Here is a 20,453-nt window from a genome sequence, read left to right on the forward strand (position 1 = left end):
CGCTTGAACCGGAGGAACCGGAATTGGAAACCGTTCGCACAGTCGTTGAAAACCTGATCCGCCTGGTCAAAGCGGAGATCGACCCGGACGCGGTGCTCGTCGCCGCGGACGACGTCTTCGAGGTGCCCAACGTGCCGAGCCTGATCCTGCAGGGACCGACGCTGGCGGAAAACGGCGACCGCCGCACCATGGCCCACATAGTGGAGAAGGATGTCCCGAACCTCGTTTATGAACAGTGTCGGCATCCCCGGCTCTACCACCTCGACTTCGACGTCATCGTCACCGCCGGCCATGAAGGCGATCTGCTGGACCTCCAGGAACGGGTGGCCCGTTTCTATCAGCTCCACCCGGTCCTGGTCGTGGAAGACCGTGGCTCCCTCAACCTGACGGAGATCGTCCCCTTGGGCGGGTTGCGACGGGTGAACCTGTCCAACCTGCGCCAGAGCAGCGGCCGCTGCCGGATCGAGGACTGCCCGGTTTACGACGGCCTCGTCGAAACGGGCCCGCTCATCAAAGACCGGCGGTTCGAGTTCCGGGACGGCGTCGAGGAGGATCGGCTCCATACCCCATGAAACAAGGAGGAACCACTGTGATCGAGATCAAGAATCTTCTGTTCCAACCGCTCACGTTCCACCTCGCGGGAAGCGGCCGGGGACTTCATCTGAATCCCCGCGAGCGCAGAACGCTGGGAGAGGACGACATTTCCCCCGAGATCGATGCCGCGGCAAAGCGGGGCTTCGTGTCGCTGACGCCGGCGACGCCGACCGTTCCCGAACCCGAGACGGCGCGGGAAGAGCCGGTCGAGACCGAGACGGAAAACACCGGCGCAAACGGCGGCAAACGTCGGAAACGGAGGTAACCCATGGGCACGTATCTTTCACCGGGCATCTATACCCGCGAAGTCGACTTCAGCTTTTACGTCAAGCAGATATCCACCTCCTCCTGCGGCATGGTGGGCGTGGCCGAACGCGGCCCGATCAATAAGCCCGTTCTGGTCACGAGCTGGGAGCAGTTCATCAACAAATTCGGCTCCTACCTGCAGGCCGGATACCTCGCTTACGCCGCAAGGGCGTTCTTCGACAACGGCGGCTCCGTTCTTTACGTCAACCGCATCGCCCATCTGACCGACCCCACGGATCGGAACAGCCTGACCGCCCTGAAAGCCCAGGTTGTCCTCAAGGACCGGCGCGTGGCGGCGGCGTCACTCGTAACCGGAACCGTCGGCACGGATCGCATCGCTTGGCGGCCGATTCAGCCGGGGGCCGCGGGAAACGCCGTCTCCGTCGAACTCGTCGTTTCGGGAAACGACACGCCGCTCTCCGTCGAGGTCTTGGGACAAGCAATCACCGTCAACCTGGCGACCGACGGGGCGGGCGATCCGGTATCCACAGCGGACCAGGTGGTCGCGGCGGTCGTCGGGTCTCCGGAGGCATCCGCGCTGGTCACGGCGGAAACGCAGGACGCGGGCATCGTCCAAGCCGCAGCCTCGGCAAACCTGTCCGGAGGCATAGACGCGATGGATACGCTCAAGGTGCGGGCGGCGGATGAGGGAACCTGGGGCGCGCGTCTTTCCGTTCAGGTCGAAGACGGTTCCCTCGATCCGAGCGGCGCGTTCAACCTGGTGGTCCGCCACAAGGGTGAGGTCGTTGAGGTCTTCAAGGACCTCTCGATGGACGAAGCGGCTCCGAATCATGTGGAGTTGGCTGTCAACGAACGGTCGGGCTTCATCACCGTCGAGGACCTTGGAACCGCATCCGGCCTTCCGCTGGACCGGCCGGTGATCGGGGTGTTCGATCTTTCGGGAGGAGACGACGGTCTTACGGGGCTGGACGACACCGACTACTCCGGCGATCCCTCCCAGCACACAGGCTTCTACGCCTTCGACGAGATCGACGCGCTGAATCTGATCATGGTTCCGGGCGTCACGACCGCCGAGGTGATCCACGCCGGCATAACCTACGCGGAAAACCGCCAGGACCTGATGCTTCTGGCCGAAGCACCCATCCACCTCGAACCCCTGGAAGCGGTGGATTTCCGCAAGGGCCAGGGGATGTATTCCCACGGGGCGTTCAACTCGTCTTATGCCGCACTCTACTATCCCTGGATCGAGATCAACGACCCGGTGTCCGGCAAGCGCAAGCTCGTTCCGCCCAGCGGAGCCGTGGCCGGGTGCTACGCCCGCAGCGACAAGAAGACCCATGTCTGGTACGCGCCCGCGGGCGTCGACCGCGGCCGGGTCTTCAACGCCTTGTCCCTGGGCTACAAGACCAGCCGGGGCGAGCGCGACGTCCTCTATCCCGAAGGCGTCAACGTGATCGCTTCCTTCCCCGACAGCGGCATCAACATCTGGGGACAGAAGACGCTGCAAAGCCAGCCCTCGGCGCTGGACCGCGTGAACGTGCGGCGGCTGATGATGTTCATCGAGGAAGCCATCGCCGAGTCCTCGCGCTTCGTGGTTTTCGAACCCAACAACCCGCAGACCTGGCGCGCGCTGATCCGGCTGATCAACCCCTTCATGCAGGACATCAAGGACAAGGGCGGGCTCTACGACTTCGCCGTCCAGTGCGACGAGGAGACCAACACCCCGGCCGTGATCGACCGCAACGAACTCGTGGCGCGCGTCTTCGTCAAGCCGACCAAGACGGCGGAATTCATCGAGCTCAACTTCGTGCTCACCGCCACGGGGGCCGATTTCAAAGAGATCTTCAAGACCGGGTAAGGAGGTAAGCCATGCGCAGCGGCAACATGCCCAAGAGTCTGTATCAGAACTGGCAATTCGCCGTCGAGGTGAACGGCTTCGACGTGGCGCTCTTCAAGAAGGGCCAGGAACCCAAGACCGAGTTCGAGGAGGTGGCCTTCGCTCCCGCCGGTTCCATGTTCGACCAGAAGGTGGCCGGACGGGTCAAGTTCGAGGACATCACCTTGGAGAAAGGGATTCTCCAGGACGGTTCCGACGAGGCCGCCAGGGAGTGGATCAAGAAACAGGTGGACGTCAACGCCGTGGTCGGCGGCCTGCCTAACGACTACATGCGCGACATCGACCTCGTCCGCTACGACCGAGCCGGCAACGAAACGCGACGATGGACCCTGCACGGCGCGTGGATCAAGGTCCTGGAGTACGACGAACTCGAGGGCGCGAACACGGACAACACCATCGAGAAGCTCAGCATTTGCTTCCAGTATTGGACCTGATCCGAGGAGGTAGATCATGCACACCTTTGAATTGCCGAGCGGCCTCGAGATCGAGCTCCGGGAAATGACCGGGGCCGAGGAGGAACTGCTCACCAACCAGCGTCTCATCCGCACCGGCGACGCCGTAAACCAGGCGCTCAAGAACTGCATCGTGCGGCTGGGGGACAATGACGAACCGACGGTCAAGGATGTGCTGGACCTCCTCTCCGGGGACCGGCTGTTCATTCTGGTCCGGCTCCGTCAGATCTCGCTCGGCGACGAGGTCGAGTTGGAACTGACCTGCCCGAACACCGCCTGCCGGGCGTCGAACGCCGTGACGGTCAACCTGGACGAACTGGAGGTCACGCCTTACGGAGAGGAACGGGAGTTCGCGTTCACGCTGCCCGGTTCCGGGGGCAAGATCCGGTTCGGTTACTTGGACGGCCACAAGGAGAAACGGCTGGCCGCACTCAAAGAGCCTTCCATCTCCTCCGCCATGTTGATCCGGATCATCGACGTGGACGGAGCGCCGCCGAGCAAAAAACTCATGAACGACATGTCGATGCGTGACCGCAGCGCCCTCCGGCAGGAAATGCTGCGGGTGGACGCGGGAATAGACACCACCGTGGAAACCGACTGCCAATCCTGCGGGACGCGCATCCGCACCCGGCTGGAGGCGGAGCCGGGTTTTTTATTCCCCGGAGTTCGCTTGTAAGGGACGCGTTTTTCCTCGCCTACGGCGGGCTCCACTGGAGTTTCTCGGAAACACGGGCGCTGCCGCTCTCGGTCCGCCGCGAATTCGTGGAGGCACTGGAGCGGCAGCTTGCTTTTGAGCGTGAAGAAATGGAGCGCAGGCGCACATGAACGGAGATCTCGGACTCGGCGTCATCGTCTCGATGAAGGACGCGTTCTCGCAGAACGCGGCCCGGGTCCAGTCGTCCATGCAGTCCTTGGATGCGACGGTGGCAGCCTCCAGCGAACGGATGACGCGCAACCTCGACCGCATCCAAAAGGGCACGATGATGATCGGCGCGGGGCTGGCGCTCATGGCCGTGCCCGTCGGACTCATCGCCTCCACCGCCGCGACACAGAAAGCCCTGGGCGAAATGGCATCGCTCGGCACCAAGGACCTGCGCGCTCTCGAAGACGCCGCCGAGAGCTTCACCAATACCTGGGCCGGATACAGCAAGGCCGAATTCATCGGGGCGGCCTACGACGTAAAGTCGGCGCTCGCCGGCTTGAGCGACGAAGCCGTGGGAACCTTCTCCGCCATGGCCGCGCTCACCGCTAAGGCCACCAAGGCCAGCATCCAGGAGATGGTCGGCACCTTCACCACCGGGTACGGCATCTTCAAGCCGATCATGGCGGACATGACCGACATGGAGTGGGCCAAGGCCTTCTCCGGGGCCATGGCCCAGACCGTGGCGTCGTTCAAGACCACCGGCGCGCAGATGGCGGAAGCCGTCAAGAACATCGGCGCTGTGGCCGCCTCCTCCAACATTCCGCTGCAGGAACAACTCGCCATTCTCGGACAATTGCAGACCACCATGCCCGGTTCGGAAGCCGGAACACTCTACAAGGCTTTCATCATGAAGGCGGCCGAAGCTGGAGAGCAGTTGGGGCTCTCGTTCATCGATTCGAGCGGGAGACTCAAAGGGATCATTCCCATTCTCCAAGAGATCAAATCGCGGTTCCCGGACCTTTCCCAGGCAGCCGCACAGGTGCAGATCAAGAAGGCCTTCGGCTCCGACGAGGCGGTGAAGTTTCTGCTCCAAATGTCCCAGGGGATGGAGTCCCTGGAGGGCAACATCAGCTCCATCGAACAAGCGATGAAGAGCGGCACCGCCGTCACCGAGGAAATGGCGAAGGCCATGAACATGGATATCGGGAGTCAGTTCCAGCTTTTGCGCCAGCAGGTCGGAAACCTCGCTGAAATCCTCGGCCGCACGCTCCTGCCGGTGGTCACCCCGATCATCCAGGGGATATCGAAGGCTGTCCTGTTTTTTCAGAAGCTCGCACGTTCGATGCCGGGCTTGACCAGGGTCCTCCTGACCTTGTCCATGGCCCTGGGTGCCGTGCTGGTCGTCGTCGGTGGAGTGATCGCCGCGGCCGGGACCATCGGTTTGATGCTCCCCGCCATCAAGGCGGGGCTTGCCGCCATGGGCGCGGCAATCGCCGGTGTGGGAAGCACGTTCGCCGCATATTTCCTTCCGGTGATAGCGATCATCGGCGGTGTGGTGCTCGCCGTCTATCTCCTCAAACGGGCTTGGGAGACCAACTTCGCCGGCATCAGGGACACCGTCCTCGGCGCATGGGAAAAGGTGCAACTCGTATTCCAGGGAATCAGGGCGCTCGTCACCTCGCTCTCCGGCGGAGCAGGAACCATGTCGGCCGACCTGGCCCAGAAGCTCGAACAGGCCGGACTGATGGGACTGGTGGTCACGGTTTTCCGCATCCACTACCGGGTGCGCCGGTTTCTGACCGGCTTGTGGGAGGCATTCTCCGACGCGTTCGGAAAGATCAGGGCGATTCTCGAACCCGCGGTCCGGGTGCTCATGCAGGCTTACGGCATGCTGTACAAGGCGATCTTCTCGGTCCTTGAAATCTTCGGCTTGGCGGCCTCTTCCGCCGATGCCTCCTCCTACCGGAGTCTCGGCGAGACACTCGGCACGGTGCTCGGTGTGATCGCCAAGGTCGGCGCGTATCTCCTCAAGTTCGTCATCTACAACCTGGCGGCCGTCATCACGGTGGTGGCTTGGGTGGTGCGCGCGGTCGTCTGGCTCGGCAAGACCATCGTCACCGCCTTCATCGAGGCGGGGAAGTTCATCTACAAGTTCTTCCTGCCGGTCAGGCTTTTGGTCGAGGCGCTCCGCATGGCGGCCCGGGTCGTCCATACAGTCTGGCAGGTCCTCACCGGCGACCTCTCCGTGCTCGACGGGCTCAAGGCCATCGGCGGCGCGGTCTTTGATTTCTTGGCCACGCCGTTCCGCTGGGCCAGGGACGTGATCGTCGGTGTCTGGGATTTCATCAAGGGACTCTTCTCCGCCGTTGGAAGTTTCTTTGCTTCCGAGGCATCGTCTTTGGCGGCCGCTTTCATGAACCTACCTCTGGTCAAGACACTGGCCGAGGTCTTCGGCGCGGTGCGGGGATTCCTATCCGGCGACACGACTTTCTTCGAGGCGGGCAAGGCGATGCTCGTAGCCGTCGGCAAAGGCATCTGGTCGGCGGTCACTTATCCGTTCGAGATGCTCAAGAAGGCTCTCGGGTGGCTCCGCAGACTGCTGCCTTTTTCAGACGCGGAGACCGGTCCGTTGTCGGACCTCACCGCTTTCGGCGCGTCCCTTCTCAAGACGCTGGCCAAGGGAATGCTCGGTGTTCTTGCTCTCCCGGGCAAGGTGCTGGATCTGGCGCTGCAAGGGATGATGGATGCGGTCCGCTGGGTAGGGAACGGCTTGAAAAGCCTGGGAAGCGGCATTCTCTCCGCGGTCACCTGGCCGTTCAGGAAAGGAGCGGAGGCCGCGTCCGCCGTCTGGCGTACTGTCAGTAATGCGGCATCGAGCGCTTGGAACGGCATCACAACGCTCGGTCGTGGAACTGCGGACGTGTTGGCCGCGCCCTTCAAATGGATGCAGTCCGCAGCCGGGACCGCCTGGAACGGCATCGCAAGCGCCGCAACCGGATTTTGGGGGAATCTCGGGAACATCGGGCGCACGGCTTGGTCGCTCGTCAGCACGCCCTTTTCGTGGATCGCAAGTTCCGCGGGAGAGGCCTGGGACCGGGTTCAAACCTCAGCCGGCGCGGCCTGGGATGGAATCGCCAACCATCTGCAGGGTGGATGGAGCCGGATCGGTTCGCTGTTCCAGTCGTCCTGGCCGCTGCTTTCCGCGCCCTTCGACTGGATCGCCGGGAGCGCTGCCTCCGCCTGGAGCCGGATCACCGGCACGGCGTCGACGGCATGGGAGACCATCAAGACCATGGCGCAGAGCGCCTGGGAGTGGATCAAGGCCCCGTTCGAGGGTTTGGCATCGGTCGCATCGACCGCATGGGAACAAATCAACACCTCCGCATCGAGCGCCTTCGGATCTCTGGCGTCCAGCGTGTCCGCACTGGCGGGATCTGCTTTCGAGAGCGGCAGAGCATTCATGACCGCAGTGGGAGAGGGTATCAAGTCCGCCGTGAGCGCGCCCTATCAGGCGGCGAAGTCGGCCCTTTCGTTCGTGCGGAATCTGCTGCCTTTCTCCGATGCCAAGGAAGGCCCGCTCGCGGACTTGACCCGAAGCGGTGCTGCGCTGATTCAGACCCTGGCCGGAGGCATCACCAAGGCGGCGTCCGCACCCGCCGAGGCCATGACGCGCGCATTCGGGTTCATGACCGGGCTGACCGGAAAGATCGCCGCTCCGGCAATGTTGGCGGGAACCCTGGCGCTCACCCCGGTCATGGCGGCGGAAGCACCGACGCTTGCCTCTTCCCTGGAAAGCACCGGAGCGGCGGTTCCGATGGAGCAACCGGCCGCTTCTCTCCCCACCGCTCAGGCCCGTCTTCTCGGCGAGACCAAAGGAGCGCTCGGTCCGGAGTCCGGCATGCCGTCCGCACCTCCAGGAGATACGCTTCGCCCGGTGCTCGAATCCTTGCTGGCGAAGCTGGAGCAACTCGGCGAGCGGCCCATCGAGGTGTCGGTGACCACACTGCTCGACGGACGGCAGGTGGCCCGTTCCGTGTACCGGGACCTGCGCGAACGCAAGATCAAAAACTACGAGACGCTGTGAGGAGCGCATGAAACGAGTATTCATTTGCAGCCGGTACGCCGGGGACGTTCCCCGGAACACGGCGACCGCCGAACGGCTCTGCCGGAAGGCGGTGGAACGCGGTTGCGCGCCCTTCGCGCCGCATCTGCTCTACACGCGCTTCCTGGATGACAAAAAGGCATCCGAACGCGAAGCGGGCATCGCCTGCGGCCTGACGTTCATGGAGATCTGCGACGAGGTCTGGGTGTTCACCGGCGAAGGCCTTTCCGACGGCATGCGCCGGGAAGTCGATCATGCCCGGCGTCTGGGCAAGCCCGTAATCGAGCTGGAGGTGATGTAGCCGTGGCTTGGGACCGGAAAGAGATCACCGCGTACCTGGTGGACGTGGACACGGGCGACTACCTCGATTTCCAGTACAACCCGAACGACATCGTCGACGAGAAGAGCACGGCCTACGCGGCCATCAAGATTCCGGGCATGAGCCATCCCCGCTACCAGTACGTGGCCGGCGAGCCGCGCAAGATCGGCTTCAAGCTGGTCTTCTTCAAGGGGGCCGTGAAGGAGTCGGTGGACTGGCTGCGCTCTCTGCTCTATCCCGAACACGCCGGAACCATGCTCAAGAACACCCCGCACCGGGTGATCTTCATGTTCGGAGACCTCTATCCGGGCGTGCTTTGCGTCGTCCGCCAGGTGAAGGCCCGGTTCTTCCACATGTTCGACCGGGACAACCTGCTGCCCCAGCACGCCGAAGTGGACGTGATGCTCGAGGAGTACATCGACCAGTCCGTGGACTATTCGGAGGTGCGCGGATGATCGGACGTCGATCCAGATACGCGGCATCCATTCTCTACACGTCGGGAGACGGAGACTTCCTGGGCACGCGTCTTCCGACAGCAGGCAAGCCACGCCACGACGACCGGTTTCACACGGTGATCGAGGGGGACCGGGTCGATTTGCTGGCCCATCGCTATCTGGGACAGGCCGATCTCTGGTGGATCATCTGCGACTACAACGACATCTTCTTTCCCCTGGAACTGACGCCGGGGACCATCCTACGCATCCCCTCGGCGGAACATGCACTGATGAGACTGCTTGGCTGATATCGTGAGATCAGCGCTTTCCTTTTTCGGAAGGTTCGGTCAGCGTTTCCCAGACATCCTCGACATGGAGCGGATTGAGGATGCGGACGCCCCGGACGTCGAACGGCCGCTCGCCGTTATAGAGGACCGTGCCGGGCAGGACGCGCTTTACGCCTAGTGTTTGGAACCATTCGAGTTGTTTGACGAAATCCGTGGAGAAGGTCGCTGCGGACTTGATCTCGACCGGCGTGAGCATTCCCTTTTCCCTGATGAGCAGATCGATTTCGTTGCCGTGGGAGTCCCGGAAGAAATAGATCTCCGGCCTGATCCCGCGGTTCATCGCGCTTTTTACGATGTCGGCGATGACGAGGTTCTCGTAGAGGTTTCCCCGTAGAGGGTCGCGGGAAGCCTGCTCCGCCGTATGGATGCCGAGCAGAAAGGCGGCGAGCCCTACATCGGTGAAGTATATCTTGGGCGACTTGATCACCCGTTTCTGGACGTTTTCGAAAAACGGGGGCAGTTCGAACACGACGTACGAAGCCTTCAGCACCGAGAGCCAGTTTCTGATCGTCGTGGCGGAAGCGCCCACGTCGCCTCCCAGCGAGGCGAGGTTGACGATCTGTCCCACCCGGCCGGCCAACAGGGTCAGAAACTTCTGAAACAGCGACAGATCGCGCAACTGAATCAAGGCGCGGACATCCCGCTCGACGTAGGTCTGCAGATAGCCGTTGAAAAACCGACGCGGCTCTAATCCTTCTTCATGAAGCCTGGGGAAAAAACCACGACAGATCAAATCGAAGGGTTCAAGGGCCGAATCGTATCGGCGGATTTCGCGAAGGGAAAACGGCCATAGGGCCAGCATGGCCGTCCGGCCCGCCAGGGACTGACTGATCGCCTCATGGAGTTGCGGCTGATGACTGCCGGTCAGGATGAACCGCCCGCGTTTCCTGGTCTTATCGACCATGCCTTGGATATAGGAAAGCAGAACCGGAAGCCGTTGCACCTCGTCCAGGACGCCGCCGCCTTCCATCTGTGCGAGAAAACCCCGCGGATCGGCCTCAGCCGCCATGCGCACATCCGGGTCCTCGAGCGAAAAGTACGGCATGTCCGGAAACGTCATCCGGGTCAGGGTGGTCTTGCCCGACTGCCGCGGCCCGAGGATGGTCACCACGGGGTACTCGGCGGCGGATCGCAACAGCTCTTGGGTGACATCTCGAGTGATCATGGCATGATGATACGGCAAGTCTGTGCAAAAAGCAAGTTATACTTTTGATTTGCACAGATGTTGGTTTGAGTCAGGCTCCGCCTTCGCGGGATCGCATCCACATAAGCCCGGAAATTCCTCGCCGACCCGCTTCCAGGTCCATCCCGACACCTCGCGCCGCGAGCCGGTAAGTATCCGGTGGAGTCCGTCCTTCAGGCGGACCGACTGGAGACCGGCGCATGGATATCGACACCTTCAAACCGACCTTTCTGATCCAGATCGAGGGGCAGACCCTCTCGGCGGATATCACGCAGGAGATCACCTCGTTCGTCTTCGAGGACAACGAGGAGGAACTCGACGTGTTGGAGCTCGCGGTCACCGACCGGAACCTCCAGTTCGTCGACGATCCCCTGTTCCAAGAGGGCAACGAGATCGTCGCCCGCTTCGGGTATGTCGGCAATCTCTCGCCGCGAAAGAAAGCCGTCATCAAGGACATCGATTACGACTTCCCGGAGGACGGTGACCCGACCATCCATATCAAGGCCTACGACAAAGGCTTCAAGCTGGCCGGGAAGGAGAACCAGAAGGTCTGGCAGAAGCCCGCTCCCGGCATTCTCTATTCCGAGATCGCCGAGGAGATCGCAGGGGCCAACGGCCTCACTCCGGTGGTCACGGCCACGAAAGCCCGTCATCTGCGCGTAACCCAGAGTAACGTTTCCGACGCCCAGTTCCTCAAGGAACTGGCCGGAAAGGCGCGGGACAAGGACGGCGACGGCGTCACCGGATACGTCTTCTACATCCAGGACGACGAGCTGCATTTCCATCCCCGCGAACTGGACAAGAAGCCCGCCGCGATCCTCGAGTACTTCACCGACCGCAAGGGTGTTCTGCGTTCCTTCCGCCCCTCGACGCAATCGCAGGGGGCGAAAGGCGCGGGCGTCGAGACCAAGGCCGTGGGCGTGGACCCGCGCAAGAAGGAGCCGGTCGAGCACAAGGCCAACAACAAGACCACTCCTGAGCGGACCTCGCTGGGGAAGCGGACTTACCTGGTGGATGGGAACACCGGCGAGGGTGCTTACAAGGAACAGGAGTCCGGGCAGGTGGTCCCCACCTTTGACCGTTCCGAGGGCTTTCACGAGGAGCCGCGACAGGAACCGGCCCAGGACCTCTCCGAGGGGAAGTTCCGCGAGGCCGAGCTCCGCCAGGTGGAAGCCGACGCAGTGACCATCGGCATCCCCGCGCTGCGCGCCAAGCAGAACGTGGAGGTCAAGGGCGTGGGCCGCAAATTCTCGGGCGTCTACTACTGCCATTCGGTCCGCCACGCTTTCGGCGAGGGCGGATATCACTGCGAACTGAAACTCAAGAAAAACGCCCTGGGCAAAGGGGCGGGCGACAAGTCGGACGAGGCCAAGGGTAAGCAGAACGACCAGGAAGCTCCGCCAACGCCGAAGGAAGAGCCGCCGCCGATGGTGACCATCGACGCGGACAGCGGGCGGAGGCTGTAAGGAGGAGAGACACATGGGAGATCTGAGCCGGAATTTCTCCAGAAGCGAGTTCGCCTGCCGTTGCTGCGGCAAGACCGAGATCGATCCACGCCTGGTGGATGCGCTCCAGGAGTTGCGAGACCTCGCAAACGCTCCAATCCGCGTCACCAGCGGCTACCGCTGCCCCGATCACAACCGGGCGGTGGGCGGTGCTAAACAGAGCCGGCATCTGCTCGGACATGCCGCGGACATAGTGATCAAGGGCTTGTCCGTCGCCGGAATGTATGAACTCGCCGAGCAGGTGGCCGCCTTCCGTAACGGCGGAATCGGCGTCTACCCGGAGCGGGGATTCATTCATGTCGACATACGCGAGGGGCGGACCCGATGGGGATACCTCGACGGCAAATACGTCTCGTTCGAAGAAGCCATGACAACCAATGGAGGTGACCGCAATGCAGCAGTTTGAACAGATTCTGACCTTTATCCTGGACCACAAGGAACTCATCGCGACCTTGTTTGTGACGCTCCTCACCGTCGTCAAGCTCACCGCCTGGGGTCGGGCCAAGGCCGCGGCCCTGGACGCGGTGATCGGCGTTATCGAGCGGCTCGGCGCGAAAGAGGTCAAAACCGGCGTCGCCGGTCAGGAACTCAAGCTCGAAGCCGCAGCCCAGGACGCGCTGCGTCATGCCGTGGCCAAGGCCGATCCGAAGAAGACGCCGGACGGAACCGTCACCCGCATCGTGCGCGAGGTGTTGCGCGGCCTCTTTCCGTTGAAGTGATCCGGAGGGCGGACAGTGATCGAGACACAGGACCGCCAGCACGAGGAACGATACAAAAACCGGTGGTACGGAAAGTACAGAGCGTTCGTGCGGGACAACAACGATCCGGAGCGGCTCGGCCGCTGCCGACTCGAAATCCCGGCCGTGCTCGGCACCGGCAAGGAGAACTGGTCGGAATGGGCGTGGCCCTGCTTTGCCTACGGCGGAAACGAAGACATCGGCGTGTTTCTCATCCCCGAGGAAGGGGCTTCCGTCTGGGCCGAGTTCGAGGGCGGCAACGTCCAGTACCCGATCTGGTCCGGCGTGTGGCTGGCCAAGACCAACCCCGGCGAACAACCGGAAGAATCGAAGCGCCTGTGCTCCGATCCGACCTGCACCGACTGTGAGGACAAGCTCGAACACAAGCCCGACCGGCGGGACGACCTGGAGCACAAAAAACACCACGGCCATCCGCCGTACTACTGCCCGCGCCGCAAGGTTCTTCTCAAGACCGAAACCGGTCACGCCATCGTTCTCGACGACCGGGACGAGGAGGAGTTCCTCAAGGTCATCGACCGGGCCGGGCAGATTCTCCACATGGAATGCCGCGTGAAACGCGACGTTCAGACCGGCAATGCGCGCCGCCGGGGGACCAAGGACGCCGAGCAGGGCGACCAACTCGACATCGACTCGGACATCAAGGACCAGAAGGCCCGGATCGAGATCACCGATCTGTGCCGCCAGTTCGTGCGTTGGGAGGCGTGGAAGGACAAGGAGAAAATCCATATCCAGTCCTGCGACAAGTCCCGTGCCCGGTGGCAGAAGATTCTCATCGACACCACCAAGGGCAAGGAGAAGGTCCACATCTGGGGCCTCTGCGGCACGCAGGAAATCCTCATCGATTCCACCGCCGGGACCGAGATGGTCCGTCTCACGGACAAGGCCGGCCAGGTCGTCGTGATGAACGCGGCCGCCGGTCAGGAGCGCATTCAAGCCACGGACAAATCCGGAAGCGTGATCCTCATGGATGCCGTCATGGGGAACATCGTCATCCGCTCGACGAACAAGGTGCTGATCAACCCATGACAAACAACGAGACGACAAGCCCCACGGCATCCCTGGTCATGACCGTGTATAACGGCGAGCGTTATCTCGCCGAGGCGGTCGAAAGTGTTCTGGCCCAAACCCGGCGGAACTTTGAACTGGTCGTTTGGGACGACGGCTCCACTGACCGGACACTGGAGATCGCCCGTGACTATGCCAAGCTGGACGACCGCGTGCGCGTCGTCGCTGCGAAGCATCTGGGCCGGACCCCGGCGCTCAAGGCCGCGATTGCGGAGACGACCGCGCCGTACCTCGGCTGGGTCGACAGCGACGACATTCTCGCCGCGACGGCGTTGGAAGAGACCGCCGCGGTTCTCGACCGGGAATCCTCTGTAGGTCTGGTCTACACCGACTACGTGACCATCGGGGAGGACGGCAAGGCACGCGGCTACGGCAACCGCTGCCGGATTCCCTTCTCCAAGGACCGGATGCTTCTCGACTTCATGACTTTCCATTTCCGCCTGATGCGGCGCTCGGCCTTCGACGCGGCGGGCGGCATCGACGAGAGCTTCCGTTGCGCGGAGGACTACGACCTCTGCCTGCGTATGGGGGAGCTCACCGAGGTCCGCCACATCCGCAGACCGCTCTATTACTACCGCATCCATGCGGACTCCATCTCCCAGCGCATGCGGATCGAACAGATCCACTGCGCCCGCGACGCCGTGGCCCGTGCGTTGGAACGGCGAGGCCTGTCCGACCGGTTCGAGATCGATCTGCAGATACGCGGACGCTTTTCGCTGAGAAGGAGAAACACGAATGGATGAAACCCGACATGACAGCGCCCCGTGCGACTGGAACCAGAGCGAGCGGATGCTGGCCCGGACCTTCGAATCCTGGCGGGCCGAATTCCGGAGCATCCTCGAAGACCACCGCCGGGAAATCCAGGCGCGGCTTGAAAAGATCGAACGCGAAATCGAGAAGAAGTCGGACAAGGAGAACGTGGACCTTCTGGTGCGCAGCATCCAGGACGATCTGCGCCGCCATACCGACGACATCAAGAACCTGCAGTCCGGGATCAACGAGAAAATGGGCGTCGAGACCATGTGGAAAGTGGTTGGTCTTGTGCTCACTGTCGGCGGAGCCGTGGGCGGCGTGGTCGGCTTTCTGGTCCACGTCCTGACGGGAAAATAACCATGGCAAGACCCCAGGCGAGACTCGGCGACATCTCCAGTCACGGCGGCGTGATCGTCACCGGCGCGCTTCGCACCGTCGTCAACGGAAGACCCGCGGCGCGGCTGGGCGATCTGCACGTCTGCCCGATACCGGGCCACGGCGTGACGCCAATCGTCACGGGCAGCCTCGACACTGCGACGGAAGGGCTGCCCAACGCACGCATCGGCGACATCACGGCCTGCGGCGCGATCATCGTGACCGGCAGCCTGAACACGAATGACGACTGAGGACCGAGGATGGATTTCGAGGAAACACAGTTTCACTACTGGGACGTCTTCCCCAAAACGGTGAAGGTGTCGCTCACCGGCTGGTCGTTGACGATACCGCTTTCCGTGCGCGGCGCTCCCACCGGACAGATCGAGTTCGAATCCGCCGACTCCAACATCGCCTGGGTGGACGAAGACGGAAGGCTGAACCTCGGTTGGCAGGCGGGTGCGACGGTCGTCATGGCTTACGACTCGGAGAATCGGGACAGCGTCCGCTACATCCAGGTGGAGGTCGTCGATTACGGACAAGGCGGAGGCGGAGGGTACGACGGGTATGGCTATGACTACCCCACATAACCTTCCATTGTCCTTCTGGGAAGTCGCTCCCTCTCTGATCCGGGAGCCGTATCGGGAGACGGAACAAGCGGTCCCGGTGGCGGTCATCGGATCGCCCGGCGGCGAGGTGCGGTTCGAGTCCGTCCATCCGGAAATCGCCAGGGTCGAGAACGGTGTGCTGCGCTTCGGCGCGACACCCGGCGCGACCATCATCGTGGCCGAGGCGATCCGGGACGAGGTGGTGTCATCCCGCAGATACATCCAGGTCGACGTGGAGAAGCCCAAAGCCGCGGCGGTGCTCGACTGGAGACCGTCCGGCTACGTGGAGCTTCTGCCGGACGGAACCTGGCATTTTTACTATTACACCGGCTGGTACGACGCTTCCGGCAGCAATATCCGCGTGACCGGAGAGCTTGCATCGGAGGTGACCCTGGACCGGGACTACCTCCTCCGCTTCGATGTTTGGGGCGAGATCGAGAGCGTGGACGGACCCTACTTCGACCGGCTCGAGCTGTACGTGGACGGGTGGTTCATGAAGAGCTTCAATCCGACTTACGACATGAACGGCGCTCCGCTGCAGCCGTACCCCGTTCCACGAAGGACCGAGGCCATCGACCTGTCTCAGTTCACGGGCGGCACGGTCACGCTGCGGTTTCTCTGGGACACGGGTGACGGCCTTTACCAGAAGTTCGCCGGCTGGTTCGTGCAGAACATCGAACTCATACCCATCGGGAGTTGACGGAACATGGTTGTCGGAAACGGATACGGAGAAGACGGCGGCGGGCCGATCATCGAGCAGACCAGTTCGTCGCCCTCCCATTACGAGATCATGGCGCTGGCGCGTCTGCTCGCGGCCGGTCTCGGCGTGACGGACGGCGAGGGTGAGGAGCCCTACCTCCGACAGATCCGAGACGGCCTGGCCGAGATCAAAGGCATTCTGCAGCAGAGTCACGACGCCTCCGAAGCCCTTCGGGCGGAAGCTCAAACGGTACTGGAGGCGCATTCCGAGAGCGCGCAGCAATACATGCAGGCCGTTGATCAACCGATGCCGCCGGACTTCGACCCCTTCGTCGCCATGCCGGCGGGCACCGCCGTGAGAGACCTCCCCGATGGAGGACGCATCTTCACCCTCGCCGACGGCGTCATGGTTCGGGTGGGACCGGATGGAAGACTGACGGCCATCGGCATGGATGGCTCTGTGACCCTTCTCGAACCCGCGCGCGGCGGCGTGGTGACGCTTCCCGACGGCCGGGAGCTGATGCTCAAGCCCGAGGCGGTGCGTATGACTCACGAAGCGGCCGGAATCGAAGGGCTGCCCTTGGACATCGATCCGATGCAGACCGCGCAAGGACGCTACCGCATCGAGCTGCCGGGCGGATACCGGTTGGATGTATTCCAGCCGGAGCGCACGGCCATGATCTGCAACCCCGCGGGCACCTCGGTGGTGCTCGGGATTTCCCGGATCGAAGGCGTGGGCGAGGATATCGAGATTCGTCTGGTTCCCGGCGGGGCCAAAGGTTTTGCTGCGGTGGAAAGCGGTCACAAGGGCGTCATCGAGGCCGACGGCACGATCCATGTCGCCATGACGAACGGGTTGGATTTGGTCATTCATTTCCCGGACGACGATGACTCCAATGGAGACACGGGTTCGGGTGAACCGCCCGCCTGCATCTGCGAGGAGCGTGATTGATGGCCTTGGATTTTCTCGGACGCGGGCTGAAGTTCCCCTTCCGCTTTCAGCGGCGATCCGGTGGCGCGCAGGTTTCCTCGGCCACCTCCACCGAGCACGAACACATCCACGAGAGCATCATCCAGATTCTCGCCACCCGGCCGGGCGAACGCCTCATGCGCCCGGAATTCGGCTCGAAACTCAAGGACCTGGTGTTCGAGCCGAACGATGAGGTGCTGAAGGGGCTGATCCGCCATTACGTGATCGACGCCGTGAAGCGCTGGGAGAAACGGGTCGTCATCACCGGCGTCTCCTTCGACGATTCCCCCGCGAACAAGGATCGCAATCTTCTTCCGGTCCGCATCGCCTATCGCGTCATCCAAAGCCAGGTGGAAGGCAACCTGGTCTATCCCTTCTACCGCGAACCGCGCCCATCCGCTCCGCCCCGACAGTTCCGCTCCGTCGCCGGTAAGTAACAAGCGGGTCCTCGTCCGGCTCGTCCGGCGGGACCACTTGTGACCGAACCGCAACGGACGAACGGAAATGGGCAGAGCAAGCATCGCTTACACGAACAAGGACTACGAGTCCATGCGCCGGGAATTGCTGGCGCGGGTGCCGCAGCTCACCGACCGCTGGACGGACTTCAACGCGTCCGACCTCGGCGTGGTGTTGCTGGAACTCTTCTGCGGCATCGGCGACATGCTGGCCTATTACCTCGACGCCCAGGCGGCGGAGGCCTTCCTGCCCACCGCCCGCCAGCGGCAGAACGTCATCAACCTCTGCAAGCTCATCAGCTACCGGCTCGACGGGCCGGTGGCCGCGACGACCGCTTTGAGATTTTCCCTGGCCGCGCCCCTCGACGCGGATCTGGTGATCCCGGCGGGAACGACGTGCAGGGCCCGTCTGGAAGAAAACGACATCGTGTTCGAGACGGCCGAAGACGCGACGATCCCTCGGAGCCGGACGAGCGTCGATACAGGCGCGCGCCAGGGAAAACGCAAGACCGAGACCTTTACGGCAGACGGGGACACGGGCGATCCGATCATTTTGGCCGGAAAGGAAATCGCTCACGGTTCGATCCGTGTGTGGGTGCAGGACCAGGAATGGACCGAGGTCTCCCACTTCCAGGAAAGCGGCTCCGACGCGCGCCACTTCATGGCGGAGACCGACGCGCTGGACATCACCCGGATCGTCTTCGGCGACGGATTGCGCGGAGCACTTCCCGACTCCGGCGCGGAAATCCGCGTCGAGTACCTCGAAACCCTCGGGGTCGAAGGCAACCTGGGTCCCAATCTCGTCACCGAGCTTCTCACGGCCATCTACCTCGACGGCGGTTTGGTTCCCCTCGCGGTCACCAACCCGGTCCCGGCCACCGGCGGAGCGGACCGCGAGACTCTGGAACACGCCCGCCGCCAGGCCCCGGCCGAGGTCCGCTCGCTCTGGAAGGCGGTCAGCAAGGAGGACTACCTCGCCCTGGCCGAAGGGTTTCCCGGCGTGGCCAAAGCCCAGGTACTCGACGTCAACGACTGCAAGAACATCCGCTACTACCAGGTCAACCTGGCCGTGGCCCCGGACGGCGGCGGTCCGCCGTCAGCGCTTCTCAAGCAGGACCTCGCCGAATACCTGGAATCGCGCAAGGTCATCACCGTCGAGATCAACCTCTTCGATCCTGTCTACCGTCCCGTATCGATTGACGCGGAGGTGTTCGCCTATGCCGGCGAGGACCTCGACCTGGTTCGGAGCCGCGTCGAACAGACCTTGGCGGACTTCTTCGCCTTCGACCGCATGAGCTTCGGCGCGCCGGTCCACTACTCGGATCTGGTGGCGCTTCTGGACGGCGTGCGGGGCGTGAGCCACGTGCGCATGTACAGGCCGACCCAGGACGTCGACATCCACGCCGGTCAGATCGCGGCGCTCGGTCAGGTCAACCTCGACGTGCGGAGGGCGTCCTGATGTCCTCCTACTTCGAAAAGAAACTCATCGACCTGCTTCCGCCGCTCTACCGCGAACGGGATGAGTCCGGCGATCTCGATTCCTTTCTCAAGGTCCCGGCCGTGAGCCTGGACGAAATCAAGGTGCTGGCCGAGCGTTTCCCCGAGATCTTCGACGTCGGGCGTTGCGAGGAAAGGTTCTTGCCGTTTCTCGGCGGGATCGTCGGCCACCGTTTCGATCCCACCGTAAACGCGCCGGCCCAACGGCGTCTCATCCGCGAGGCCGTGGAGATTTACCGGCGCAAGGGCACCATCCCCGCCATCGGCCGCTCGCTCGTTGACATCGGGTGGGAGGGGCGCATCGAAGAGACTTTCCACAAGGCGCTGCGTCTGAACCGCCGTTCGGTTGTCGGACGGGCCAAACTGCCGGGGCTGATCTACAGCCTGGGCGTCTACCGCATCGACAGCGACAACCTCGTCCAGGGAGTCCGGGACGCGCTGCCCTTTCATCATCCCGCGGGCACGCGGGTTTTCTTCCTGCAGTGGCTCTACACGCTCCTGTCCATGGAGTCGGATTTCGAGGCGGTCATCAAGAAGGTCGTCGAGCGGGTGTGCCTCGCGCATCTGCACGAAACGTTCGTGGTCAACCACAATGCCCTGAACACGGATTTCCATCTCACCCGCAAGAACAAGACCTGGGGTTGGTGGCGGATCACCGACGGCACCACCCTAATGCAGGATATCGAGCGAGCCGCGGTGTGCGTCTCCCGCTGGCATGGCCGCTCGCCCCGGTTTCGCCTGAACACCGGCAACCTCAACGCCGAACGTCTGCCGAACCTGTGGATCAGCGAACGACGTGCGGCGTTTTGCTGCGAGATCGAAACCAAACCCGTAGTGGAACCCGGCGTCTCGTTCATCCGGCTGGCGGGCCAGGACCTGAATCGTTCGCGCCTGAACCGTTCCGCGCAGCCTTGCCGGATCAAGTTCCGCCAGAAAGACATGCTCTCGGAAGCCGTCCAGGATGCGCCAGACCTCACGGGAGACCGCCGCACGCACCGGTACGGGAAGCGGTCGCGGCTCTCCCATTGGTTCCGCGTCGGGCATTCGAGGCTCGGAAGGGACGACAAGGTCTCCGGCGCTGCCGTGGGCCGTCACCTTTTCATCACCGCTTACGCCGACGCGCAGTGGTCGGAGGTATCCGGCGCATGGGACTTCGTCGACCGCTGGCGCGCCCGCAGGCCCGGCTTCTCCCTGAACAACAAGGCGCTCAACATCGCCGAACTGACCGACGCCTATGTGACCGAGGCCCGCGCATCCTTCGAGATGGACGTGGACACGGGCATTCCGCGCAGAAGACGCGTGGAGACGCTTCTGCTCAACCGCCGCAGGCTGAATCACACAGGCTTGCTCCTGTCCGTGGACCGGACCCGGCCCATGCGGCTCGGCTCGATGCCGCTCAACGCCTCGGGCTTCCGCAAGTCGAAGCCCTGCCTTCGCTGGCGCTACCGGCAGCGGGACGATCACGCCGAGGCGACCGCCGGTTTCGAGGCGGCGGCGAACCAATACACGGTCACGCAATGGCCGGCGGCATAG

General features: G+C 63.0%; 23 protein-coding genes. 22 read left to right on the plus strand and 1 reads right to left on the minus strand.

Annotated elements, in window-relative coordinates:
- Nucleotides 1-23 precede the first annotated feature (23 nt).
- The 9 genes from ACYQ00_RS16100 (at nt 24) to ACYQ00_RS16140 (ending at nt 9,016) form a co-directional block, all read left to right on the plus strand.
- Entirely contained in the window at nt 24-572 is a 549-nt protein-coding gene (locus ACYQ00_RS16100; RefSeq protein WP_460033121.1) for a hypothetical protein, read from the plus strand.
- 17 nt (nt 573-589) lie between these two features.
- Nucleotides 590-859 (plus strand): hypothetical protein, encoded by a 270-nt coding sequence (locus tag ACYQ00_RS16105; RefSeq protein ID WP_459921947.1) that lies wholly within the window; start codon nt 590-592, stop codon nt 857-859.
- Nucleotides 860-862: 3 nt separating this feature from the next.
- Nucleotides 863-2,719 (plus strand): phage tail sheath C-terminal domain-containing protein, encoded by a 1,857-nt coding sequence (locus ACYQ00_RS16110; protein WP_460033122.1) that lies wholly within the window; start codon nt 863-865, stop codon nt 2,717-2,719.
- Nucleotides 2,720-2,730: 11 nt separating this feature from the next.
- Nucleotides 2,731-3,192, plus strand: a complete 462-nt coding sequence (locus ACYQ00_RS16115; RefSeq protein WP_460033123.1) for a phage tail protein — start codon at nt 2,731-2,733, stop codon at nt 3,190-3,192.
- 16 nt (nt 3,193-3,208) lie between these two features.
- Nucleotides 3,209-3,886: a T4 family baseplate hub assembly chaperone gene (locus tag ACYQ00_RS16120; protein ID WP_460033124.1), complete on the plus strand. Its 678-nt coding sequence runs from the start codon at nt 3,209-3,211 to the stop codon at nt 3,884-3,886.
- A 145-nt stretch (nt 3,887-4,031) separates the two neighbouring features.
- Nucleotides 4,032-7,937: a phage tail tape measure protein gene (locus tag ACYQ00_RS16125; RefSeq protein WP_460033125.1), complete on the plus strand. Its 3,906-nt coding sequence runs from the start codon at nt 4,032-4,034 to the stop codon at nt 7,935-7,937.
- Between the two features lie 7 nt (nt 7,938-7,944).
- Nucleotides 7,945-8,256: a DUF7768 domain-containing protein gene (locus ACYQ00_RS16130; protein WP_460033126.1), complete on the plus strand. Its 312-nt coding sequence runs from the start codon at nt 7,945-7,947 to the stop codon at nt 8,254-8,256.
- A 2-nt stretch (nt 8,257-8,258) separates the two neighbouring features.
- Nucleotides 8,259-8,729, plus strand: coding sequence for a CIS tube protein (locus tag ACYQ00_RS16135; protein WP_460033127.1), 471 nt, complete (start codon nt 8,259-8,261; stop codon nt 8,727-8,729).
- Nucleotides 8,726-9,016, plus strand: a complete 291-nt coding sequence (locus ACYQ00_RS16140) for a LysM peptidoglycan-binding domain-containing protein (RefSeq protein WP_460033128.1) — start codon at nt 8,726-8,728, stop codon at nt 9,014-9,016. Before ACYQ00_RS16135 ends, ACYQ00_RS16140 begins: the two co-directional genes overlap by 4 nt.
- A gap of 10 nt (nt 9,017-9,026) precedes the next feature.
- Here the strand turns inward: ACYQ00_RS16140 and ACYQ00_RS16145 are convergent, their stop codons facing one another.
- Nucleotides 9,027-10,220, minus strand: coding sequence for an ATP-binding protein (locus ACYQ00_RS16145; protein ID WP_460033129.1), 1,194 nt, complete (start codon nt 10,218-10,220; stop codon nt 9,027-9,029).
- 218 nt (nt 10,221-10,438) lie between these two features.
- Here ACYQ00_RS16145 and ACYQ00_RS16150 point away from each other — a divergent pair, with 218 nt between their 5' ends.
- The 13 genes from ACYQ00_RS16150 (at nt 10,439) to ACYQ00_RS16210 (ending at nt 20,453) form a co-directional block, all read left to right on the plus strand.
- Nucleotides 10,439-11,704, plus strand: a complete 1,266-nt coding sequence (locus ACYQ00_RS16150) for a phage late control D family protein (RefSeq protein WP_460033130.1) — start codon at nt 10,439-10,441, stop codon at nt 11,702-11,704.
- Between the two features lie 13 nt (nt 11,705-11,717).
- Nucleotides 11,718-12,149: a YcbK family protein gene (locus tag ACYQ00_RS16155; RefSeq protein WP_460033131.1), complete on the plus strand. Its 432-nt coding sequence runs from the start codon at nt 11,718-11,720 to the stop codon at nt 12,147-12,149.
- The gene (locus tag ACYQ00_RS16160; protein WP_460033132.1) at nt 12,136-12,462 is read left to right on the plus strand and encodes a hypothetical protein; all 327 of its coding nucleotides are present in this window, start codon (nt 12,136-12,138) and stop codon (nt 12,460-12,462) included. Before ACYQ00_RS16155 ends, ACYQ00_RS16160 begins: the two co-directional genes overlap by 14 nt.
- 15 nt (nt 12,463-12,477) lie before the next feature.
- Nucleotides 12,478-13,527 carry a phage baseplate assembly protein V gene (locus tag ACYQ00_RS16165; RefSeq protein ID WP_460033133.1) on the plus strand — a complete coding sequence of 350 codons (1,050 nt, stop codon included), beginning with the start codon at nt 12,478-12,480 and terminating at the stop codon, nt 13,525-13,527.
- Nucleotides 13,524-14,309, plus strand: a complete 786-nt coding sequence (locus ACYQ00_RS16170; RefSeq protein ID WP_460033134.1) for a glycosyltransferase family 2 protein — start codon at nt 13,524-13,526, stop codon at nt 14,307-14,309. The genes ACYQ00_RS16165 and ACYQ00_RS16170 overlap by 4 nt, the downstream gene beginning before the upstream one ends.
- Nucleotides 14,302-14,676 carry a hypothetical protein gene (locus ACYQ00_RS16175; RefSeq protein ID WP_460033135.1) on the plus strand — a complete coding sequence of 125 codons (375 nt, stop codon included), beginning with the start codon at nt 14,302-14,304 and terminating at the stop codon, nt 14,674-14,676. Before ACYQ00_RS16170 ends, ACYQ00_RS16175 begins: the two co-directional genes overlap by 8 nt.
- A 2-nt stretch (nt 14,677-14,678) precedes the next feature.
- Entirely contained in the window at nt 14,679-14,945 is a 267-nt protein-coding gene (locus tag ACYQ00_RS16180; protein ID WP_460033136.1) for a PAAR domain-containing protein, read from the plus strand.
- Nucleotides 14,946-14,954: 9 nt separating this feature from the next.
- A complete protein-coding gene (locus ACYQ00_RS16185; RefSeq protein WP_460033137.1) occupies nt 14,955-15,281 on the plus strand; it encodes an Ig-like domain-containing protein in 327 nt (108 codons plus the stop codon).
- A 76-nt stretch (nt 15,282-15,357) separates the two neighbouring features.
- Entirely contained in the window at nt 15,358-15,999 is a 642-nt protein-coding gene (locus ACYQ00_RS16190; RefSeq protein ID WP_460033138.1) for a hypothetical protein, read from the plus strand.
- Between the two features lie 6 nt (nt 16,000-16,005).
- Entirely contained in the window at nt 16,006-16,950 is a 945-nt protein-coding gene (locus ACYQ00_RS16195) for a hypothetical protein (RefSeq protein ID WP_460033139.1), read from the plus strand.
- On the plus strand, nt 16,950-17,405 hold the full coding sequence (locus ACYQ00_RS16200; RefSeq protein WP_460033140.1) for a GPW/gp25 family protein: 456 nt from the start codon (nt 16,950-16,952) through the stop codon (nt 17,403-17,405). The genes ACYQ00_RS16195 and ACYQ00_RS16200 overlap by 1 nt, the downstream gene beginning before the upstream one ends.
- 112 nt (nt 17,406-17,517) lie before the next feature.
- Nucleotides 17,518-18,882 (plus strand): baseplate J/gp47 family protein, encoded by a 1,365-nt coding sequence (locus tag ACYQ00_RS16205; RefSeq protein WP_460033141.1) that lies wholly within the window; start codon nt 17,518-17,520, stop codon nt 18,880-18,882.
- Nucleotides 18,882-20,453, plus strand: a complete 1,572-nt coding sequence (locus ACYQ00_RS16210; protein ID WP_460033142.1) for a phage tail protein — start codon at nt 18,882-18,884, stop codon at nt 20,451-20,453. Before ACYQ00_RS16205 ends, ACYQ00_RS16210 begins: the two co-directional genes overlap by 1 nt.

This window comes from Megalodesulfovibrio paquesii (genome assembly GCF_054653055.1).

Excerpts from the sequence above, each read along its gene's own strand:
- ACYQ00_RS16110 (WP_460033122.1), top strand. The coding sequence starts at position 863 with ATGGGCACGTATCTTTCACCGGGCATCTATACCCGCGAAGTCGACTTC.
- ACYQ00_RS16115 (WP_460033123.1), top strand. The coding sequence starts at position 2,731 with ATGCGCAGCGGCAACATGCCCAAGAGTCTGTATCAGAACTGGCAATTC.
- ACYQ00_RS16120 (WP_460033124.1), top strand. The coding sequence starts at position 3,209 with ATGCACACCTTTGAATTGCCGAGCGGCCTCGAGATCGAGCTCCGGGAA.
- ACYQ00_RS16125 (WP_460033125.1), top strand. The coding sequence starts at position 4,032 with ATGAACGGAGATCTCGGACTCGGCGTCATCGTCTCGATGAAGGACGCG.
- ACYQ00_RS16130 (WP_460033126.1), top strand. The coding sequence starts at position 7,945 with ATGAAACGAGTATTCATTTGCAGCCGGTACGCCGGGGACGTTCCCCGG.
- ACYQ00_RS16140 (WP_460033128.1), top strand. The coding sequence starts at position 8,726 with ATGATCGGACGTCGATCCAGATACGCGGCATCCATTCTCTACACGTCG.
- ACYQ00_RS16145 (WP_460033129.1), bottom strand. The coding sequence starts at position 10,220 with ATGATCACTCGAGATGTCACCCAAGAGCTGTTGCGATCCGCCGCCGAG.
- ACYQ00_RS16150 (WP_460033130.1), top strand. The coding sequence starts at position 10,439 with ATGGATATCGACACCTTCAAACCGACCTTTCTGATCCAGATCGAGGGG.
- ACYQ00_RS16155 (WP_460033131.1), top strand. The coding sequence starts at position 11,718 with ATGGGAGATCTGAGCCGGAATTTCTCCAGAAGCGAGTTCGCCTGCCGT.
- ACYQ00_RS16160 (WP_460033132.1), top strand. The coding sequence starts at position 12,136 with ATGCAGCAGTTTGAACAGATTCTGACCTTTATCCTGGACCACAAGGAA.
- ACYQ00_RS16170 (WP_460033134.1), top strand. The coding sequence starts at position 13,524 with ATGACAAACAACGAGACGACAAGCCCCACGGCATCCCTGGTCATGACC.
- ACYQ00_RS16175 (WP_460033135.1), top strand. The coding sequence starts at position 14,302 with ATGGATGAAACCCGACATGACAGCGCCCCGTGCGACTGGAACCAGAGC.
- ACYQ00_RS16180 (WP_460033136.1), top strand. The coding sequence starts at position 14,679 with ATGGCAAGACCCCAGGCGAGACTCGGCGACATCTCCAGTCACGGCGGC.
- ACYQ00_RS16185 (WP_460033137.1), top strand. The coding sequence starts at position 14,955 with ATGGATTTCGAGGAAACACAGTTTCACTACTGGGACGTCTTCCCCAAA.
- ACYQ00_RS16195 (WP_460033139.1), top strand. The coding sequence starts at position 16,006 with ATGGTTGTCGGAAACGGATACGGAGAAGACGGCGGCGGGCCGATCATC.
- ACYQ00_RS16200 (WP_460033140.1), top strand. The coding sequence starts at position 16,950 with ATGGCCTTGGATTTTCTCGGACGCGGGCTGAAGTTCCCCTTCCGCTTT.
- ACYQ00_RS16205 (WP_460033141.1), top strand. The coding sequence starts at position 17,518 with ATGCGCCGGGAATTGCTGGCGCGGGTGCCGCAGCTCACCGACCGCTGG.
- ACYQ00_RS16210 (WP_460033142.1), top strand. The coding sequence starts at position 18,882 with ATGTCCTCCTACTTCGAAAAGAAACTCATCGACCTGCTTCCGCCGCTC.